Consider the following 20,812-nt stretch of genomic DNA (forward strand, 5'->3'; position numbering starts at 1 on the left):
AACGACTGAAGTTAAGTTTACTGCCGAACGTAAAAGGGTTCCCATCAATAATTCTTTTCACACTGGTTTATCGTACTTTAAGTAAGTAATAATTTAATCGTACTTACGGTTAGAAACGTGAAACATCAACCTGCCTGGACGTTAAATGCTAAAATATTTTGGTTATAATTGTCCATATAATTTTTGGGTGTTATGCCGATAATTAATTTAAACACCCGGTTAAAATTGGTGATGCTTTTAAATCCGCATTTATAGGCAACGGTATTTATGGTTTCAAATCTGTTTGCTACAAGCTTTTTACAAGCCTCATTAATTCTCACTTCATTTAAAAAAGAAACAAACGTGTGTCCGGTATGCTTTTTAAAATATCTGCAAAATGATTCCGGGGTCATAAATGCTATTTTCGCGACATCCTCCAAGGTTAGTTCCTTACCATAATGGTGGATAATATAGTCGTAAATGGTGCCAATCCGGATACCTTCATGATCAGTAATTGCAGGAAGATTTCCACAGGACAATGGATCAAGTTTTGTTTTTATATCAACAACCAATTTAAGCAGGTCGAAGAAGGCAATTAACTGGTCAATCCCGGAAACCTGTTCTAAATTAACCATAGCGCTTGATATTTTTCCCCGCAGATAAGCCGGAAATTTAAACCCTTGCTGATGCTGCTGTATAAAAAATAATGTTTGCTTCATTTCCGGAAGGCCAAACAATTGGGTGAGTCCTCCCTCCGGGTTAAAGAATATGGTAAGAGCCTCTACTTCCTTATCCGGGCTTGTAAGAAAATAATCCGGGTTACTCTTGAAAACGTGTGGCATATTAGCTCCGATAAAAAACATATCGCCGGCGGTATAATCATGCATATGGTTTCCCGCTATCAACGTTCCTTCTCCTTTTCTGATCCAGGTAATTTGTATTTCTTTATGGCGGTGCAGATAAGGATAATGGTGTTTCTGGCAAACTTTTTCTGCGATCACAGTTTTATCGTAAGCGACAGGGATGGTAAACTGCAAAACTTTCATACAGGGGCTTATTAATTGTTGTTTAATTTACAATTAATAAATATCACGAAACAAGCCTTTAAAGTTTTTGGATAATTTAATATAATGAAAGGATAATTTATTGCCGCATATGCCTTAAAAGTGAAATTTTATAGAATTGTTGATAATTATAATTGTATTTTATACGTTTATAAACAATCAAGGAGATGCGGTAATATTAGCTAATTGATTAACGATATACCTACCTGAATCCAGGTTGATTAGAAAACAATAGAACTTAAATGCCGTACTAAATAATTTCACGCTGGCATTCCCAAACTATGTACATCTTGTATTGCAGCCTTGCCGGCTATCAAATACCACAATAGAATTAAATTCACCTTAAAAGAAATGAGCCCGATAAATACCGGGCTCATCATGAATAATTAAATTATTTTGTCTAACTTTTCGGTTACACTTCGAATAGTGATACAGCTTTGTGTTTTTAACTTTTCGAAAACGCCGCGCATCTTCAAAATTTATTACAAAATAGTAACGTTAAACGTAAAGGTTGCCTTTGCGCTATTGTTGCTTGGTGTGGTGTATATCAGAGCTTGCTTGATTGTATATTTATCACCTGCTTTCACATGTCCCGGATATTGGCCCACAGTAAAAATAAAGTTCTTCTCATCATATTCGGACCAGACCACTGCGTCCGTTCCCCATGGTACTACGTTACCGGAGGTATTAAACCATTGGCCGTATCCGTTGGCAGTCGTAGTTGCATTTAATTGTCCATTACTTTCAACAGCATAAAACTTAATACTCGAGCCCATGAGGCTCGTCAACTGATCGGACTGCAACAAAAATGCACTGATAAGTTTTGAAACATCAACATTTATCTGCGTCGAGGCGTAATTAATGCCATCATGGGCTATAGACACATCATATGAAAAAGATACATCTTTGGGAATGGCAGAGCTACCTGGGGTTGCATAGCCTAAAAGGTTTGTGCTGGTAAACTTCACCTTATAGGGCCATTGCTCATCGTTGCTGTTATTATCGTCCCAGGCATGTGGGGAATACGTTTTAGGCGCTCCCGTAACCACAAACCACAGGCGGTCGCAGTTGGCCGGTACGGCAAAAGTTGCTTTACCATTATTTTTGTTGAACATGCTACTATAAACACGAGTTCCGTCCTTCATCAATGCCACAAAACCATATCGCCAACCAGCATTTGCAGGATTGGCTACCTGATTAAAACCTGCAGCATTTGCCATACCAACAAAATCGGCACTTACCGTTGTGCTTCCCTCGGGTACGTTCAATGGAAGCGCGTTAAATCCGGTTGTTTGCGGGCAAAAGCTATAATCGGGCTGAAACCATCCTTTGTCCAGCGAGGTCATTTTGTAATACAGTTTCCCAATATAAGGCCTGCCATCGTTCCTTAAAACATCCAAATCCCATGTAACTACTTTACTTGCCTGCTCGTAAATTTCATCATTGAATTTGTTGTTATCAATTCCGGTTAGTCTTTGGTATGCCTGAATCGGGTCTTCAGGCTTAGCAGACTGCCGCCATATCCTGGCGATAATATCCACCCCGTGTTTCTGGGCCCAAAAATCATTAATGATGTAACTTGCATAACGATAATCTTCATGAAGGAGATGTTTATTGTAATTCTTATAGTAATCTGCAAATTCCCAGGCGGTAAATGTTTCTGACGGATAAGCCTGAAATGCCTGCCATTGCGCGGTTTGTTCCCAATATCCGTTTCCACCGGAAGCGTCCGGCCCGTATCCATATCTGAAACCATGGGTTAGACCCAAATCGCATGATACCTGATATTGGAAGCTATGGCCGATCTCGTGGGCAATTACCGAGCCTACAGGTTTACAGGTTGAAGGGCTAACCCATAAAGCACCAATTGTATCATCATACCCCGAACCAGTTGCCAGCCAGGCATCCCGGTGGTAAAGAAAGATCAGCATTTTGTATTTACTCAGTTTGGAGGTTCCGCTGCTTATGTCGGCAAACTTGAGTTTATTCACGTTCAGGTCATAAAAGGTTTCTGCTTTACTTAAAAGGTCTTCGATGTCTACCCGGTAGGCATCAGGTACAGTACTTGCGGAAGGCAGATCCTTGCCATATTCTTTAGACCAAAAAAGGATAAAATGAGCTGATTGTTTTGAACGTGCATAGCAGAATTTGCTGGTGTCAGAATCCCAGTTCATATTCTGCATTTCTATCGGTTTATAGATGGCAAGCGTCTGAGCTTGGGGCTTTACAACTGCCGTTTCGGGATCATTGGGTTTGGTTATTTGTTTTTTGCAGCCGTTTAAGGATACAAGTAAGGATAGACATAGGACAACAAAAAAAGTTTTTGTTATTGCCGTGATAGAAAAATTGTTCATAGTGATTCGATTTATAATAATTAAAAATGGTTATACAGGTTAAACAAAAATGCTGCGGTTTACTACAAAATTTATGTGGGGCAAAAGCCTGTCCTTCTAAATATTGCTTATCTTGATTTTAACTTTTTTAGAACATAAGAACCTTAAGCTCTGTCTATATACCAGTTAAAAGACTTGGCAATTCTATCAAACAATTGGTTATCAGTTCACCCAAGAATTATCCAATGAGAATCAATTATTAACCTCTTATAAACCGGGCTGGCAGATGTGACAATTCGGAACATTTAACTTAGTCAAAAAAAGGTGGCCAATATGGCCGTGTTCATTTAGCATGATATGCGACTAAATGAAGGCTTCGGGTTCAAATTAGAATGGGAATGCTATTATTTGACAACATGCGCAAAATCAACCCGGCTGGGTAAAAATGACAGGAAGAGAAAGAAGCTGTTAAGGTTCACATGAATCGGTCGGCTTCTCCACTGTGTTTAGACCGCACATTTACAATAACCGCCGAAACAATAATGAGTCGTCCCTAAAATAGGTTGACAGAAATCAATGATTTAAAGATCATCCTTGTTGGTTAATACCAGCAGGGATTTTTTGTTGATGAACTACTTGGGGTGTTTGATAATTTAAAGTGAGATAATCACGATTTAATTTGACAGTTGGTTAGTTTTATAAGTGGTCAGATATTATTGTGAATATAGCTTTTTCTCGTCTAAATGCATCGACTCATATTCTTCTGCGCCTTTTTGTGAGGGTTCTGAAGAATCTGGTCTTCGCCGGGCCTCTCCAGTAACTTTCCCTGAGCCAAAGAGATACTGTCGATGAGTGTTTGCATGGGCGTTTTACCAAAACAATATTTCCCGCTATGCGTTCGTTCATTATTATAATTGCACATCCGTCTGTCCAGATCAGCCTGTAGTTCAGCTATGCTGCGATAGCTCTTTTTTCTGAAAGCAATAACGTAGAATACATCCTGAATAGTGCGGTGAAAGCGGTCGCAGATACCATTCGTTTGTGGGCTTTTGGCCTTTGTTTTGGTATGGTCTATATCTTCAATGGCCAGGTATAACCGGAACTCATGCTGCAACCGTTCCCGGTTTTGCCTCAATACATTGCCACTATCATCTGTAACACTACCAGACTGATTCAAGTTTGCCGGGTAATTATAGGTTAAACGGTCGATCAACGTAGTAGATGTGGCCGCATAACGATACAGGGTCCTGATATTACCCATCAGGTCATAAGTAATGCCGTTCATGATCTCCCGTCGAGCTATAACCTTGCTGCAGCCTGTTCAATTATAGCTATAGTGTTTGTCCACGGTGCCCGGTATCCCCAAAACCGGTAAACGTTATTGCCGTTATAATGCTTATTGGTTCCTTATTATAATACAGTTGCTCTGCGAACAGCGCAGCGCTGCTGGTCAACAGCCACTTGTCGCTAATCTAAGTCAGCTACCTGTAAATGGCGGGGTTTTGCAGGTTAACAATTACCCCCGGCTATTTCTGCGTATGTCTTCTTTTTTTATACAATAGCCTTCAATTACCAGGATGTCTATATTAGTTTGGAGAAAACAGTTTATCGCTTCCTGTGGTGTGTTTACGATAGGCTCGTCCATCCGGTTAAATGAAGTATTAACCAGGGTGGGGCAACCTGTTAAATCGTAAAAAGCTTTAATAAGGCTATAAAAGTCAGGGTGACTATTTTGATTTACTGATTGCACACGGGCGGTATGATCAACATGCGTTACCGCTGGAATAACAGAGCTTTTGATCTTTAATAAATCAAATCCGCTCAACCTGCTCTCATCAGCCAGGGCGATCCTGAATTCGGGTTTAACCGTATTAACCAGCAACATATATGGGCTTGCTATCTCCGGGTCAAAATAAGTTGAAACATATTCCGCTAAAACCGCGGGTGCGAATGGCCTGAACGATTCCCGGAATTTGATCTTCTGATTCAAAACCGATTGCATGTCAGCCCGCCTCGGATCGGCAAGAATGCTTCGAGCACCCAACGCCCTAGGTCCAAATTCCGCACGACCTCTAAAATACCCAACCACTTTACCCTCATTAAGGTGGTTAGCAATTCCTTTATGCAGATCGAATCTATTTACTTTTTTAAACCGGAGATTATTGGCCACTAAACATTCCCTTACATCATGATCATCAAATGAGGGCCCAAGCAACGCATTTTGCATTTTATCTGTCCCTTCTTCTTCATCACGCCTATTCCCCAAATATTGATGATAAACTGCATAGGCTGCTCCTAAAGCGCCACCTGCGTCACCTGAAGCGGGCTGCACCCACAACTGCTTAAATCCCGATTGCTTTAATATTTTACTATTTATCACGCAGTTAAGCGCCACACCCCCTGCCATACACAGATTATCAATATGGTATTCGTTAAACAACCCCCTGGCTAGGGTGAGCATGATACGCTCGGAGGCAATTTGTACTGAGCACGCAAGATCCATGTAAAACTGGTTGATCGCCTCCGTCGGTTTACGGGCCGGAGATCCAAATAACTTATCAAAACAAGGCGAGGTCATGGTGAGCCCCTGGCAATAATTGAAATACTGCATATCCAATCGGAATGAACCATCTCCCCTTAGATCTACCAGGTATTTAAATATCAGATCAACATAAACAGGCTTACCGTAAGGCGCCAGCCCCATTACCTTATACTCATCGCAGTTAACTTTAAAACCAAGGTAATAGGTAAATGCCGAATAAAGCAGACCGATAGAGTGCGGAAAACAAATTTCTTTGACCTGTTCTATTTTATTGCCCGTTCCAATAGAAACCGAGGTGGTAGTCCATTCCCCTGCACCATCCACAGTAAGGATAACGGCCTTATTAAATGGTGAAGGATAAAAAGCCGACGCTGCATGCGACTGGTGATGTGTAGTAAATAACAGGTTCGCATTTTTTTCGTCCCAGGAACCATCAATTGATTTGAGCTGTTTGAGGATGTTTTTTTTCAGAAACAGTTTATCCTTAAGCCATACCGGCATAGCTTTCATAAAAGAAATAAAACCCGATGGAGCAAAGGACAGATAAGTTTCTACCAAGCGCTCAAACTTCAGGAACGGTTTTTCGTAAAAAACGATATAGTCAATCTTATTTAAAGAGATCCCTGCCTCAAGTAAGCAATATTTTATAGCATTTACAGGAAAGCTTTCGTCGTTCTTTTTGCGGGTAAAACGCTCCTCCTGGGCAGCTGCTGCAATGTAATCATCCTTAAGTAAACAGGCCGCGCTGTCATGGAAATAAGCCGAAATACCAAGAATATACATAAACCTAAAACAAGGAATAGATGAAAGGCGCCAATGCCGACCCCTGCGCTAAAACCAGCAGCAGGCTTAGTAAAAACAATAGAATAAATAAAGGCCAAAGCCAAAATCGTTTTCTTGCTTTCAGAAATACAAAAAACTCTGCTATTACTTCCATGATGCCGTGTGTTAAAATTGTTGTTTCATTGAACTTTGGCTGGTTACCGGCTTCCAATAAGTGGCTGCACTACGCTCAAACTTTAAATCCAAGCCATTTTTACCAAGTAAACGCATGATGAGACCAACTGGCGTGATGATCAGGAAATACAGTAAAAATAGCATAATGGCAGTATTGATCACAGCTAAGACATGGCCTATCCTATCCCAAACTAATCGTAAAGGATTTAAAATTTGAGGGATGATGACAGCAAGTAACACTAACAGTACCCCTGTTGCTAACAGCCAGATTATAGAATGATGGTGTACAAAATATTGCCATGCGACCATAAGCAAACATGCACCGCCGGCTACCGAGCCAAATTTCTGATTTACCTTCCTGATGTTCATTGCTGTTTATATTTCGTAGCGGCCTCGTCTGCGCCAATGGCATGGTAGTCCGCAGCTATCTGCATGTTGGATTTTTTACCGGCCATGTTTTTTAGGCGGATGATCTCTGCCACTATAGCTTTTAAATTCACCAGTTCAATATCCGAAGGATGCTGTTGTATCGCCGAATCAATGTAGGGAATAGCCTTTGCGGGCTGATCGCTTTTTAAAAATACCAGGTACATATTTTGCGTGTTGGCAAAAGAAGGATCAAGCTCATAGGCTTTTTTAAAGTAAAAAGCGGCGCCTTCATGATCGCCCAGTTCAAAGCTTAACCTGCCTGCATAAATGGGATAAGTTGTGTTTTGAGGCTTTTCGAGCATAACGGCTTCAACTGCTTTCAGCGCCGTCTTTTTATCACCCGCTTTCATACTGTATTTGAACAGTTGATCCATAGCATCCAGCCAGTTGATCCGGTTTACCGATAGTGCACCAGCCAGTTGTGAAGCGATATCATCTCCGCGTCTAAACCCGGCAGGGATAGGCTTATTAAATGGCCAGCCGGTTTCAAGCATCATGATGGTATAAGCGCCATACAACGAATCAATTTTGGTAACAGGCATCCGGTTGAGTAATTCAGCTAAACTCATTTCCTTGTCGGGACGAGCTTTAATCAATCGGGCGTTTTTTACGGATTGATAAAAAGCTTCCGACATCAGGGCATAACCATATAAATTTGGATGTACATGCTCCAGCAAGGTTTCTTTGCCCAAAATGCCGTTTGGCGAATGCTGCTCAAAAACAGCCCGGCAATTCACCAAATGCACATTGCTGTATTGTTTAGACAGAGCCGTTATAATTCCATTCATCGCTTCGGGAGCGCGAAAGCGTAAAAGGTCAAACTCCTTTGCTTTGATATATTCCTGTTTGGCCTGCACATATTTACCCGATTGATACGCATCATTTGCCCCTGCATACATCATATTGGCAGAAGTATCAGATCCGTCGCCGATAAAAGGTTTCAGGTCTTTTTCATTGTTGACCAGCGTGCTCAAAAATACAGGCACATTTTTATCATGCATAAACTGGCATAGTTCGGTCATATTGTTCTTAAACTGAGCTATCCCTGCCTTATAAGATTCGGACCGGTAAGGAATGCCCTGGTGGCGCGCCATGCGCTTCATCAGGTTTTCGCGCTGATCAGGGTTTGCTGCAGGTTTTAAGCTGCCAATTATATCATTGACCAATTGAACCAATCGGAACTGCTTAAGCGCCAGCACGGTTTGCACCAAAAACCTGTTGTTGGCAATATGACTGGTTGAACCAATGCCCAAAGCACCGTAATATTCGTTATGGCCGGTATAAATCAATATTGCATCGGGCTGGTAATTAACCACCTGCTTGCCAAAATCAAGTACCGTATAGGAATTTACAGCCGTTAATGATACATTGATCACTTCAAAGTTAATATCGGGGTAAGTATGCATGAGCCTATATTGCAGCCAGCGGTGAAATGAACCGTTGTGCAAATACGGATACCCGGCTGTTGTTGATTCGCCAAGTACGAATATTCTAAAAGTGTTTTTCGCTTTTTCAACCTTAAAAGGCTCAATATTGCCTTGGGTGGCATTGGCAGTATCGGTAAAATATTTTTCGGATGCGTATTTATTGATCACCCAGTAGTTATGGTCATCGGGGTATTTGACAAACAGGCTGGTGTCATGTCCGTAATTGAAAAGCCTCAGCAATCCTTCGGCAAGCAGCAAAATAAGTACGGGGATGCTGAAAGCTGTTACCCTGAACCATCTTAATTTTTTGCGTGATAACTGCTGAGGCTTCATATATTTATTTGGCAGCGGCATTTACTTCGGGAAACCAAACGGTCATTTCGCCTTTACCCCGGTTTGCCCATGAATAATAAGGAATGGCCGTAAGCTCTACCTTTTTAGCAGCTTCGCCTTTTGTTTTACTCAGGATCTCTCCTTTTAAAACAGTTACGCCAGTTAACAGGTTCGGTTCGGTTACAGGTTTAAAAGCTGCGTTTGCAGGGATTGCTAAATTGCTCACCGTTCCGCCGTTATCTTTCCACTCGGCGCAGTATATGATCGGGCCGCGTTGCAGGGCTGTTTTACCTTTATCATCAACCAATGCCTTATTGGCTATAACCTTTTTAACTTCCATTGGCAGGTTTAATTGGATGTTATCACCTTTTTTCCATTGCCTGTTAATTACAGCGTAGCCATTTTCAACTTTATAAGCAACCGCTTTGCCGTTTAGTTTCAGACTGATTTTTGCGGCTGATTTATTTTGGAAAGCATACAGATCAGACGGGATCGCCTCTGCCCTTGCCCAACCCGGGATCCGGATGTGCATGGCAAAATTAGTTGGAGTTTCCGGTGTTACGGCAAACGACAGGGCGCCACTCCATGGGTAATTATTGCTTTGAACAATGCTCACTTTTTTATTACTTACCTCCATATTGGCTGTACCGGCAATAAACAGGTTTACAAATACACTATTATTCTTTTGGGCATACATATAGCCTGACAATGAGGGCAGGAAACGCGCCATATTGGTTGGGCAGCATGAGCACTCAAACCAGCCGGAACGCTCGGGCTCAAGTTCATGATGTGTAACCCCATTGGTTACCTGCATGGCATTGGTGTAGAAGAATGTCTTGCCATCCAGCCCAACACCCGAAATTAACCCGTTATATAAAACCTTTTCCATCACATCAATATATTTCGACTCGCCGTGCAGCAGGAACATCCTCTGGTTCCAGAACACATCACCTATTGCCGCACAGGTTTCATTATAAGCGGTAGTATTTGGCAGCTCGTAATCGGCTCCGAAACGTTCACCGCCCGGTACTGCTCCGATGCCACCCTGTACGTAGATTTTTTTGCCAACCATGTTGTTCCAGATCTTATCAATGGCGGTAATGTATTCCTTGTCACCGGTTAAAGCGGCAACATCGGCCATGCCCGAGTACAGGTACATTGCCCTTACGGCATGACCTTCGGCATCTTCCTGTGCTATAACAGGTTCATTGTCCTGCCAGTACATCCCGTTCTTCCATTCGTCGGTACTGGTTTTATCATAGGTGCGATGCCCCCTTTCGTCAATAAAAAATTTAGCAAGATCGAGATATTCTTTTTTGCCGGTGATGCGGTACAAGCGTACCAGGCCCATTTCCACAATCTCATGTCCGGGCGCTACATGCCTTTTACCCGGCCCAAAAGTTTTAACCAGCAGGTCAGCATTCTTAAGGGCGATATCTAAAAAATTGCGCTTGTTGGTAGCCAGGTAATGTGCGGCCGCGGCCTCAAACATGTGTCCGGAGTTATATAGCTCGTGGCTCAGCTCGTTCTCTTTTACCCAACGCTCCGGGCCCGACCATGCGTGCGGATGCAATGGGTCAATAGTACGGGCAGTATAAAGATATCCGTCCGGCTCCTGCGCTTTCCCTACTATCGTGATCAATGAATCGACATAGGCATCCAGCTTTGCATCCGGATGAACGGCCATAGAATAAGATGCGCCTTCAATGGTTTTATAAATATCCGTATCATCAAAAGGAAACTTAGTACAAAACTTACCGCTGCGGGCAGCCGCCATTTCAAAATTTTTAACCCTGCCGGTATTCTCGCACCGGGCAAATGATGCCGGGATGGTGACCGTACGGTTGGTTTCAATACGCGAGGTCCAAAACTTATCGTTAAGCTTCACATTGGTAAATGATACCGGCTTAATGGGATAATCCTTAGTTTGCGCGTAAGCAATGCCGCAATAAAATGATAATGCAATAAGTAATCTTTTTTTCATCCTGATGATATATAAGTTCAAAAAAACACAGGAGATCAGCCGACCATCCTGTGCCTGGTATTAATTTTATTAGTAGCCTGTATTTTGTTTCAGGTTAGGATTTTTAACAACCTCCTGCCTTGGCAGCGGCAACAAAACCCGGTAATCGCCATTAGGCGCATGTGAAAGCCAGGATTTTTTGGTAAATACGCCAAAGCGGATCAGATCCTGCCTGCGGCGGCCTTCGGTATTAAATTCCCAGCCAAGCTCATCCAGAAATCTTCCGTATTGAATATCGGCCCCACCCTCAGTTGTGGTTTTGATGTGGTTTCTCAAACCATAATCATATACACTGCCGGCTTGCAGTTGAGCACCGGTAACGATTGCTTTTGACGGGTTAGCTGTAAAATCCCTTTGCCTAACCTGGGTAACCAATGTGGCAGCACCGTTGGCATCACCTGTACGCAGCAAACATTCAGCCTTCATCATCAGCACATCGGCATAACGGAATAACGGGAAGTCATTACTCAAACCTAATAAAGCACCCTGTTTATATTCAAACTTACCTAAACGGAAGCCATGCACTTCTTCTGTTGAATCAACACCCGGCACCACGTTGATATAATTTAACGGTTTACCGGTGTATGCGCCTAACGAACCGTTGATAGGCAACCCGGCCAGCGTATACTGCTGCCCCTGGATCCAGTTATTTTTCAGGCGGCTGTCGTCAGGATCAAACGTATTGATGAACTGCGGTATCGCGCAGATGCCGCCCCATGGCGAATATTGGAAATTATAAGTTGCCTGATTTTCTGGCTCAAGGCTTTCCATGTGCAAAGCAAAAGCGTTGGCATTATCAGGTGTAAATTTCTCATCAAAAGGGATGGCAAAAATGATCTCTTTTGAAAGTTCGTTTTCTGTTGCAAAAACTGAACTTTGGTTTGATTCCAAACCAAAGCCTACGCCCGAATTGATAATGGCATTACATTCGGTAATACATTTGTCCCAGGCCGGAGTACCGGTATAAACGCCTGCATTCAGGTACACTTTCGCTAATAAAGCATGGGCCGCCCACTGGTTAAATTTACCGTAGGTAGTTTGATCATTAGCAGCGCTCAATTGCGGCAAGTTGGTGGTAACCTCGGATACGATGAAATCATAAACTTGTTGACGGGTGCTTTGCGTAGGCAAAAATCCCGATGGCAGATCAAATTTGGTAATGATAGGTACACCGCCGAAAAAATCGCACAGCGGGTAATAGAATGAAGCACGCAGCACTTTCAGTTCGGCCAGAGCAGCTTCTTTACCCGTCGTCATCGGGATAAGGCCATTTTCAATCTGGTAGATAACACGGTTACAGGTAGTGATACCGGCATAGGCATTGTTCCAGATCTGGTAGCTGTTATCTTCGTCTGAGGTCCATTTATGTTCGTGCATACGGCGATAGATGCCACCGTCAACCCATCCGTTAGGACGTTCCGGGATTACTAACTCATCGGCTGAAATCTCATTGGTCCTGAAAACTGAGTTTGCACTGCGGCCAAGTTCAAGCGGGCGCCAATAGGTATATCCTGCGCCAAGCAATGATGCAAGATCTTCGGTACCGGGTTTAAAGTCACTGGCTACAATGGTTGCATAATCCTTGTCCTTTAATTTCGTACAGGAAAATGTAAAGGTAATTACACTGATTATGATGATACTGCTTAGTATATAAAATATCTTTTTCATGATGTTAATGATTAAAAGCTTGCGCTTGCACCTAAAGTAAATGTCCTTGTAGTTGGATACTTGTCGCGGCCATCGTTACCCGGAGCAAGTCCGCTCCTGTCAACCTCCGGATCAATACCTTTGTACCCGGTTATCACGAACGTATTAAGCGTTGATACATAAACACGCAGCCCATGTACATATTTAGACTTAAGGTTATTAAAGGTGTAGCCAAGGTTTATGTTATCAATTTTCCAGAAATCGCCGTTTTCAATATAGTAGCTGTTAAACTCAAGTGGCATGGTATTATTCAGTACCGCAGTTCCAAAAACTTTGTCTTTAGCTGATTTTAAACGGTTATAGTATTGAATAGAGGTATTCTCATAATACATGCGCTGAAAGTTCAGGATTTGGTAATCAAAAGCGCCACGAATGGTTACGCTAAAATCCCAGTCTTTATACCGGATATTGTTGTTCCAGCCTGCATAGTATTTAGGTAAACCATTGCCAAGTACCCGTTTATCTTCAAACGAGTGAGTAAAATCTTTATAAGCGACCGATTTGCCATTGGCATCTTCGTAAATCCACTGGCCGTCCTGCGATACCCCGGTAACTTTAAAACCATAAAAATCGCCTATATTCTTACCTATCCTTACTATGTTGGTAAAGGTTTGGATTGGCTCGCCTGTGCCGCCTGTAGTAAAATAATCGCTGGTAGTTTTATAAATGCTGTTTGACAAACTGATGAGTTTATTAGAGTTGGTTGAGAAATTAAAGCTGGTTGTCCACTGAAAATTTGCCGAACGGATCGGTGTAATATTCACAATCGCCTCAAAACCTTTATTTTGCATCGTACCCACATTAGCCCTTGTGCTGCTGTATAAGTTTGGAGGGCTTGGTACCGCATAGTCATATAACAAGCCTTTGATTTTGCGGTCATATAAGTCCACCGAACCTGTAACCACGCCTTTTAGCAAACTAAAATCCAAACCAAGGTCAGCCTCGTGCTTCTCCTCCCATTTCAAATCAGGATTTGGATTTTGTGACGGACCAAGCGTTTGGATCCATTGCCCGTTTGATAGTACATAGTTTCCGTATCCCAATAAACCAACACCCAAAAATCCCTGGCTTGGCTGGTTACCGGTAACACCGTAACCCGCACGAAATTTCAAATCATCGAAAATATGCTGGGCCTGCATAAACGGCTCTTTGGTTAAACGCCAGCCTACCTGTACTGCCGGGAATGTACCCCAGGGTTCTTTGGTTCCATATAGTTGGCTCGCTTCTTCACGGCGTACACTGGCTAACAACAAGTACCTGTCTTTATAGTTATAAGTTGCACGACCGAAAAAGCTGATGAGGTTTGTTTGGGACCTTGAGCTACCTTCCACACCCAAACCTTTAGCAGCGGCACGGCCAAGGCCAATGTTGTTATAACTAAAGATATCGGTAGGAAAATCATGGTTTTGTTCAAAAAAACCGAATGTGTCATTATCCTGGTAGCTATAGCCGCCTAAGACCGAAAAGCTATGACTACCGATAGTTTTACGGTATTCGGCTGTTAGCTCTAATAACCTGTCAACTGATTGGGTTTGACCTACACCTGCATAACCATTCAGGTGATCGCGGATATTGGAGATATGTTGCTTATTTTCTGAATAACCTGCCACTTGGTTAAAACGGGTATACGAGCCCAGTGCCGAAAGTTTAAGTCCGGTAATTGGCGTGTAGGTTATGGTTGAGTTATATTTTGAGGTTGTATTAGATGTACGGCCATCGCTGTTGTACAACATTGACACCGGGTTTTGGTAATTGAAAATGCTTGGCTGCTCAAAATAAGTACCATCGCCATTTTTTATTGGCGATGTAGGATTTTGTAATATGGCCTGGCGATAAGTATAGCCATTGAAAGTGCCTCCATCCTGAGTTTGGGTAAAGCTGTTATTTTGCTGCAGTAAACCAAAGTTGATCTTTACCTTATCATCAAACATGTAGTGATTGATATCAACCCTGCCCGAAAATGTTTTATTGTCCGACTTTTGGAAAATACCATTCAATGAGCGATAATTAACTGAAGCCAGGTAATTGGTTTTGCTGGTGCCACCACGTAACGTCAAATTATGTACCGTGGTAACAGGCAAATTATTAGATATAGCTTTAAGCCAGTCTGTTGAACTGCCATTGTCATATGACTTATCCCTTGTACCAGCCGCGATCTGCCCGCGGTAATCGGCTGCTGTAAATAGCTTAGGTTCACGGGCAAGCGTTTGGGTACTTACGTATCCGCTGTAATCAACAGCATTGGTAAAGTTCCCTGTTGCCCTTTTGGTAGTAATAATGATAACCCCGTTTGTACCGCGTACACCGTAAATTGCCGCCGCCGAACCGTCTTTCAATACGTCGATGGTTTCAATATCTTCAGGTACTACTGTTTTTAAGCTTCCCGGCACGCCATCAACCAAAACCAGGGGATCTGAATTGGCGCCAAATAATGTAGTATTCCCTCTTAATGCTATCTGCGAACCTGATGTAGGGTCACCGCTTGGGGCTGATACTGTAAGACCGGCTACTTTGCCCTGCAAAAGCTGACCGGCATCCAGTACCGGGCCCTTAACAAAATTCTCGGCTTTAACTGTGGCTACCGAGCTGGTTACATCTCCTTTACGCTGACTGCCGTAACCAATCACAATAACCTCGTTCAATGAACTTGGAGTAGCTTTTAACTGTACATTGATCACCGTACGGCCGCCAGCCGGAATTTCCTGCGATGTAAAACCGATGAATGAGAATAACAAAATTGCCCTTTCAGGTTTCTGAATCAGGTATATTGATACTATATTTTCCGTTGATATCTGTCTGGGCACCGGTAGTGGTACCTTTTAGCGCTACTGTAACGCCTGGCAGGGGCTGATCATGATCGTCAGTTACCTTACCCGTTATGGTTTTGGCAACGGCAAGCGATTCGTTTTCTTTATCATCGGTGTTATTTTGCCGGATAACTGATTTTGCCTTACCTAATACTATCTGATCACCAATAATATCAAAAGTGATTCCTCTTGGGGTTAGCAATTTGTCAAGCACTTCGCCCAGTTTTTCCTGTTTAGCGTCAAGCGAAAGCCCCTGTTCTTTTTCAACCAGGTTCATATGATAAACAAACTTGAGGCTGGTGGCTTTTTCCAGCTGTTGGATTGCTTTGATGAGGCTTGCATTTTGAATAGTATAATCCACGCGCCTGTCAAGCAGGCTCTGCCCCTTGCTGGGATTAGCCAGGGAAACGCCTGTGAAAACGAGCAGGATTATAATTTGACTAAAAGTGATTCTCATAATTTTACACCAGTCAAAGTGGTTTTGTAAATAAATCTTCATACATTTAAGTGTTTCTTTTTGAAAAAAATTGAGACAAAGGATTCCCGGATCACCTTGTAAAAGGCGTTGCACACCGGGGATTAAAAGTTTATAGGAGTGTCTCCAGCACTCCTATTTCCTTTTCCAGGAAAATTTGAGGGGATGGTTTACGTATCGGTTCTTTTCTCCATATAGGTTAATTAGGGTTTTATTGGTGTTTTATAATTGGTTATTTAGTACTCTCCAACACAAACTGGTTGCCGTTAACACGGTAGGTTACATTCAGCGTTTTTTTCAGGATCTCCAGTATTGTCGGCAGGTTTTCGTTTGTAAAATCGGCTTTCAGGTTATCGGTATTAATACTTTCGTCAACCGAACTGATGTTTACATTGAAGCTTTTGTTTAATACCCTGAACACCTCTTTAAGGGGAGTGTTATTAAAAGACAGGCTTGTTTTTTTCCACATACCTATTGAAACATCTTTAATTTCCATGTTCTTTTTCAGGTTATCGGCAGGTTTATCATAAACCGCCTCCTGGTTGGGCAGCAACATTACGCCATCGCCCGAACCGGCAATAACAGCCTGGGCATTATTTACCTGTGCAACGCCTTTCCCGGCAACCGATACGGATACTTTTCCGGTAACTACATCAACCTTGGTTGTTTTATCGCCTGCATAGGCCCGAATGCGGAAACTTGTCCCCCATACCTTGGTTATCACGTTGCCAGTATAAATAGAGAACGGGCGCTTATGATCTTTAGTAACCTCAAAAAAAGCCTCGCCGCTTAACGATACCTTCCGGCTTTGCTTTTCAAAGGCTTTTAAATAGGTTAAGGTTGAATTAGGGCTCACCCATACCCTGCTGCCGTCTGATAAGGTGATTTGCCTGATAGCACCGGTTGTATTGGTAAATACCAGTTGCTGATCGTTAAATGTTTTAAGCGCACTTCCAGCAGGAGACGTTCTTAGCCGAACAAAAAACACTGCTATCAACACAGCGGCCACACCCGATAGCCAATAAACTGCCTGTTTCAGTCTGGACTTTCCAGGCTGTAGCGAAACCACATTTTCATTTGCTGCAACATTAATGTTCTGTTTGATATTTTCCCACATCAGGGCCTTAAATAACCGCTGTTCATCTTCGGGTAAAACAGCTATATCATCTGGTGTATTTTGATAAGAAGCATACCAGGCATGAACTGAAGCCAACTCCTGCTCATTGCAGGTGCCAGCAAAATATTTATCCAATAGTTCGGCAGGTAAATTCTTCTTCATTGAGCTTGTTTTAGGACAAGAATTATTATGGTTTATAATAAGATGTAACCCAGGTAAGGCCCACCCCCTACTCTGATTGTTATTTTTTTCAAAAAATTCAGGGAAGTACGATTAGGAAAAAAGATATAAGAGCTCTGAATACCTAAACAACGTCTCGTTTTTGTAAAACGGAAAATAGCTATCTGCGCAGAAATAGGAAAGTAAGTAAAAGCAGGCTATTAAGATTAACCCTTAAATATCTTAATGCTTTGGTAAGATGATTCTCGACGGTTTTTTCTGAAATACCCATCAATTGGGCTATTTCCTTATTGGTTTTGTATTGCTTGCGGCTTAGCTCAAATACATTGCGGCATTTTGGAGGTAATTGATTCACTTCTGTTTCAACACGTTCCAATAGCTCTTTGTAGTTGTAATTCTCTTCTGTTGAATTATCAAAGCTGTTATTGACCATCAGCAAGATTTCGGCATATGAATTTCTAACTGCCTGGGCCCTTTTGTAGTTTAATACAAGATATTTGATAGAGGTAAAAAGATACCCCTGCAATGATGTCTGGATTTTTACCTGCTCCCTGTTGATCCAAAAGCTGGTAAAAAAATCCTGTACAATTTCCTGCGCAGTCGCTCTTTCTTTTATGCGTTTATATGCGGCTGAGTAAAGCTTTAGCCAATACCTGTTGTAGATTTCTTCAAACGCATCAATATCTCCAAGCGTAAAGAGCTCGGTTAATTGAACATCCGTATGATCACTAAGCCTTTTCATTCAAGATAAAATCATGTTTACCGGCATTACACACACGGCATTATAAGCGTTTAAATCACATTTAATAAAACGCAATAAATTTAATCAATTCAGACTACTGTTTACGTTTGTACCCCCTAAGCGAATATTAATGCAAAAGAATAAATTATTTTAGGTTATAACGAAGCCAATATAAGAATAATTTACATTGAAAAAGCAAATTAATTGTACTTACAACACTAATAAAAATTAATAAGAATCCTTTTAGCGATTTTCTTTAATAATAAACCATATGAGGTTGACCTGTTAAAGTATGTACCGATACCTTTATCTTTGTTAAATATGCACAAGCGATTTAGTTCTATAAGGTGATCTATTAGGTGACCTCTAATTGAATGAAAATGCAAAGCATTGATTTATAGCGGAAATTAATCCAGTTATTGTTCCCTAACCCTCCTCGCTCTAATTTAGAAAAAAGGCTCTCAGCACCCCCGGAGAACGTCTCAGATTATCCTGCCTTCTTGGAAACTAAAAACATTCTCTTTGATCTCGTCAACAGTTCTTTCCTTCCTCGTTGTAGCCAGTCTTCTAACTCAGAAACATAAAAATGTAAATGCTTTCATTGTTTATTTACAGGAATTTCTTTCCGACTAACCTTGCCATAAAACGTCTGAACTGCCATATTTAAGAACTCAGCAGCCTTTAGAGCTAAATCGAATAAATTAACAAACAACAAGGGGCGTCTACCCGAGTTTCCGCTATTCCAGGCAGATAAGGGGCATGTGCTGGAACTTGACGAGCCGCAATTAGCGCTGGTTTCCGGCCTGTTGAACCGTATGCGTGCCGTCATGGCATCCGATTACCGCGCTAAATATGATATGCTGCGCAGTTATCTGCGTATACTCATGCACGAATCACTCAACATGCTTCCGGTTGTTCCGGCAGACAGCCATGCTGGGGCCGCGGCGCGTATCACCGCACAGTTTCTGGCCTTGCTGGAGCGGCAGTTCCCCATCGATTCGCCCGGACAGTCGATGGCCTTACGCACCCCGGCAGCGTTTGCCCAGGGATTGGCTGTTCATACCAATCATTTGAACCGTTCAGTTAAAATGGTCACCGGGCGCACGACCAGCCGCGTGATCTCAGACCGCATGATCAAAGAAGCCCAGGCGCTGCTGCAGCATACCGACTGGAGCGTTGCGCAAATTGCCGGGGGACTTGGCTTCGAAGAACCAGCATACTTTACCAATTTCTTTAAAAAATACACCGGAACAGCGCCCGCACGCACCCGGGTTTCCGCCTGACAACGAACAGCAGCGAACCGTTCATCGTAGAACGCTTTTTTAATGGCGTAGGTCCCGCACAAAGCAGGTTCTTAAAGTTTTTAAAAGAAAGCCTGCAATAGCTTCCGGATAAACTCTTCCCGATATAATCCTTCCTGAATCCCTGCTGTATATTTTCTTTCACCAGTAGATAAATAATCTGATGAATATAATTTGTTATTTCATTATACGGGTTCGGATAGTACTTTTTAAGGCCCGGTAAAAGTGCAGGGCTAATTTTACGCAATATATGACCAACAAGATTTATATGGTTATGTCGACGGTGACGGCAACGCCGTCATCTATGCTGAGCAGATCTGTTCAACTTCTTGTGTCGACCTTGGAGGCGGCGAAATCAGCGGAGGTATCGGCCTTTCCCCCGATACCATTAAGCCCTTGCGTTTTCGGGAATGGTCGAAAATGCTATTCAGCGAACGCTATTGGCTACCCTATAAAGGAGATAATCAGGTTTCCGAAGGAAAGGTTTTCGTTAAAACACCAAAGCTGTAAATCTGTATAAAAAAGGAGAGTCAACCAACTCTCCTTTTTTGCGGCAATCATTATCTTATAGCTAACCGCTAATATACGTTACAGCCGACTGCCGGTAAGCTTAAATTTAAACATCGCTCCGAATACTTTAGCTTGTTTTTTTAACCTCAAACCAATAATCCGTTTGGGATCGCGGCGAAAATTCTTTTAAAACGATTGCAAAGAAAAGCCCGGACCGGAGGTAACGGCATCAGCGAGGCTTAAAGAGGAAATCAAAGCACCTTCACGTTCCCAGCCTGCCATACTTTGGTGATTTTTCTGCCTGTAAAATTTCGGTTAGTACTCCTCCCTGATAGCATAAATGTCGGTTTTATGTTATTTTAGACGGTGAAATCACATGATTCGGAATTTCCGAAAACAAGGAATTCATTTTACGGTTAAAGGAGCAGTATATGAACCCTCTTGAAATAACCCATCTGGCAGAACTCTGCAACGCAGTTACAGGCCTGATCAAATCAGAATTAGGCGTATCCGGGCATGTCACCTCAGTCGCGAACCAGGTCATTGTTTCCCTGTCACGTTTCGAGGTAGAGAACCGGCTGGGTAATATATTGCAACAGATCTACCAGCTTGTAGACCAGCATATACCCATAAGGCAGGAAAACCTTTCCCTGATCATCCGTGATGCAGAGGGTATCTATGAAAACAGCTTCAAAATCTGGAAATCCGCGGGTTGAATTTTATTGGAAATTTACGATGAAACTTGCAGTCAACACTAAAGATTAATATTTCGCCGGCTATATGCTAACTACATTCTCCCTGGAGAACGAATGCCTGCTTCGTCCCACCGGTCCTGAGGACCTCGCTCATTATGACGACCGGGTCAAAGAAATCTATCAACTGCTCT

The 20,812-nt window shown here is 42.4% G+C and carries 14 protein-coding genes and 1 pseudogene; 2 read left to right on the top strand and 13 right to left on the bottom strand.

All coding sequences use genetic code 11. The annotated features are described in order from the left end of the window. Positions 1-125: 125 nt before the first annotated feature. The 13 genes and pseudogenes from ABID99_RS17045 to ABID99_RS17105 form a co-directional block, all read right to left on the bottom strand. Positions 126-1,025, bottom strand: a complete 900-nt coding sequence (locus tag ABID99_RS17045; protein ID WP_373614470.1) for an AraC family transcriptional regulator — start codon at positions 1,023-1,025, stop codon at positions 126-128. 500 nt (positions 1,026-1,525) lie between these two features. Continuing rightward, complete coding sequence (locus tag ABID99_RS17050) at positions 1,526-3,397, bottom strand: DUF4859 domain-containing protein (protein WP_373614471.1); 1,872 nt, start codon at positions 3,395-3,397, stop codon at positions 1,526-1,528. A gap of 718 nt (positions 3,398-4,115) precedes the next feature. Next, positions 4,116-4,487: pseudogene (locus tag ABID99_RS17055) on the bottom strand (integrase core domain-containing protein); the annotation flags it as partial. A 405-nt stretch (positions 4,488-4,892) separates the two neighbouring features. Next, complete coding sequence (locus tag ABID99_RS17060) at positions 4,893-6,701, bottom strand: carbamoyltransferase (protein WP_373614472.1); 1,809 nt, start codon at positions 6,699-6,701, stop codon at positions 4,893-4,895. Positions 6,702-6,705: 4 nt separating this feature from the next. Then, the gene (locus ABID99_RS17065) at positions 6,706-6,855 is read right to left on the bottom strand and encodes a DUF5989 family protein (RefSeq protein ID WP_373614474.1); all 150 of its coding nucleotides are present in this window, start codon (positions 6,853-6,855) and stop codon (positions 6,706-6,708) included. Between the two features lie 11 nt (positions 6,856-6,866). After that, positions 6,867-7,244 carry an SxtJ family membrane protein gene (locus ABID99_RS17070; protein ID WP_373614475.1) on the bottom strand — a complete coding sequence of 126 codons (378 nt, stop codon included), beginning with the start codon at positions 7,242-7,244 and terminating at the stop codon, positions 6,867-6,869. Next, positions 7,241-9,064: a hypothetical protein gene (locus ABID99_RS17075; protein WP_373614476.1), complete on the bottom strand. Its 1,824-nt coding sequence runs from the start codon at positions 9,062-9,064 to the stop codon at positions 7,241-7,243. Before ABID99_RS17075 ends, ABID99_RS17070 begins: the two co-directional genes overlap by 4 nt. Before the next feature lie 4 nt (positions 9,065-9,068). Next, positions 9,069-11,048, bottom strand: coding sequence for a glycoside hydrolase family 127 protein (locus tag ABID99_RS17080; RefSeq protein WP_373614478.1), 1,980 nt, complete (start codon positions 11,046-11,048; stop codon positions 9,069-9,071). A 69-nt stretch (positions 11,049-11,117) separates the two neighbouring features. After that, positions 11,118-12,755: a RagB/SusD family nutrient uptake outer membrane protein gene (locus ABID99_RS17085; RefSeq protein ID WP_373614480.1), complete on the bottom strand. Its 1,638-nt coding sequence runs from the start codon at positions 12,753-12,755 to the stop codon at positions 11,118-11,120. A gap of 11 nt (positions 12,756-12,766) precedes the next feature. Further along, a complete protein-coding gene (locus tag ABID99_RS17090; protein ID WP_373614481.1) occupies positions 12,767-15,598 on the bottom strand; it encodes a SusC/RagA family TonB-linked outer membrane protein in 2,832 nt (943 codons plus the stop codon). Beyond that, entirely contained in the window at positions 15,540-16,058 is a 519-nt protein-coding gene (locus tag ABID99_RS17095; RefSeq protein WP_373614482.1) for a carboxypeptidase-like regulatory domain-containing protein, read from the bottom strand. The genes ABID99_RS17090 and ABID99_RS17095 overlap by 59 nt, the downstream gene beginning before the upstream one ends. Positions 16,059-16,308: 250 nt before the next feature. Beyond that, positions 16,309-17,355 (bottom strand): FecR family protein, encoded by a 1,047-nt coding sequence (locus ABID99_RS17100; protein ID WP_373614483.1) that lies wholly within the window; start codon positions 17,353-17,355, stop codon positions 16,309-16,311. Between the two features lie 178 nt (positions 17,356-17,533). Beyond that, positions 17,534-18,115 (bottom strand): RNA polymerase sigma-70 factor, encoded by a 582-nt coding sequence (locus tag ABID99_RS17105; RefSeq protein WP_373614484.1) that lies wholly within the window; start codon positions 18,113-18,115, stop codon positions 17,534-17,536. A gap of 761 nt (positions 18,116-18,876) precedes the next feature. Here ABID99_RS17105 and ABID99_RS17110 point away from each other — a divergent pair. Together ABID99_RS17110 and ABID99_RS17115 are read left to right on the top strand one after the other, a co-directional pair. Continuing rightward, positions 18,877-19,398, top strand: a complete 522-nt coding sequence (locus ABID99_RS17110; protein WP_373614485.1) for a helix-turn-helix domain-containing protein — start codon at positions 18,877-18,879, stop codon at positions 19,396-19,398. 959 nt (positions 19,399-20,357) lie between these two features. Then, positions 20,358-20,642 carry a hypothetical protein gene (locus ABID99_RS17115; protein ID WP_373614486.1) on the top strand — a complete coding sequence of 95 codons (285 nt, stop codon included), beginning with the start codon at positions 20,358-20,360 and terminating at the stop codon, positions 20,640-20,642. Positions 20,643-20,812: the final 170 nt, after the last annotated feature.

It is taken from the genome of Mucilaginibacter sp. OAE612, assembly GCF_041806395.1.
GTDB lineage: Bacteria > Bacteroidota > Bacteroidia > Sphingobacteriales > Sphingobacteriaceae > Mucilaginibacter > Mucilaginibacter rubeus.

Bases quoted from the DNA above. Each gene is read 5' to 3' on its own strand.
- ABID99_RS17045 (WP_373614470.1), bottom strand. From the start codon at position 1,025: ATGAAAGTTTTGCAGTTTACCATCCCTGTCGCTTACGATAAAACTGTG.
- ABID99_RS17105 (WP_373614484.1), bottom strand. From the start codon at position 18,115: ATGAAAAGGCTTAGTGATCATACGGATGTTCAATTAACCGAGCTCTTT.
- ABID99_RS17085 (WP_373614480.1), bottom strand. From the start codon at position 12,755: ATGAAAAAGATATTTTATATACTAAGCAGTATCATCATAATCAGTGTA.
- ABID99_RS17060 (WP_373614472.1), bottom strand. From the start codon at position 6,701: ATGTATATTCTTGGTATTTCGGCTTATTTCCATGACAGCGCGGCCTGT.
- ABID99_RS17100 (WP_373614483.1), bottom strand. From the start codon at position 17,355: ATGAAGAAGAATTTACCTGCCGAACTATTGGATAAATATTTTGCTGGC.
- ABID99_RS17115 (WP_373614486.1), top strand. From the start codon at position 20,358: ATGAACCCTCTTGAAATAACCCATCTGGCAGAACTCTGCAACGCAGTT.
- ABID99_RS17095 (WP_373614482.1), bottom strand. From the start codon at position 16,058: ATGAGAATCACTTTTAGTCAAATTATAATCCTGCTCGTTTTCACAGGC.
- ABID99_RS17080 (WP_373614478.1), bottom strand. From the start codon at position 11,048: ATGAAAAAAAGATTACTTATTGCATTATCATTTTATTGCGGCATTGCT.
- ABID99_RS17070 (WP_373614475.1), bottom strand. From the start codon at position 7,244: ATGAACATCAGGAAGGTAAATCAGAAATTTGGCTCGGTAGCCGGCGGT.
- ABID99_RS17065 (WP_373614474.1), bottom strand. From the start codon at position 6,855: ATGGAAGTAATAGCAGAGTTTTTTGTATTTCTGAAAGCAAGAAAACGA.
- ABID99_RS17050 (WP_373614471.1), bottom strand. From the start codon at position 3,397: ATGAACAATTTTTCTATCACGGCAATAACAAAAACTTTTTTTGTTGTC.
- ABID99_RS17075 (WP_373614476.1), bottom strand. From the start codon at position 9,064: ATGAAGCCTCAGCAGTTATCACGCAAAAAATTAAGATGGTTCAGGGTA.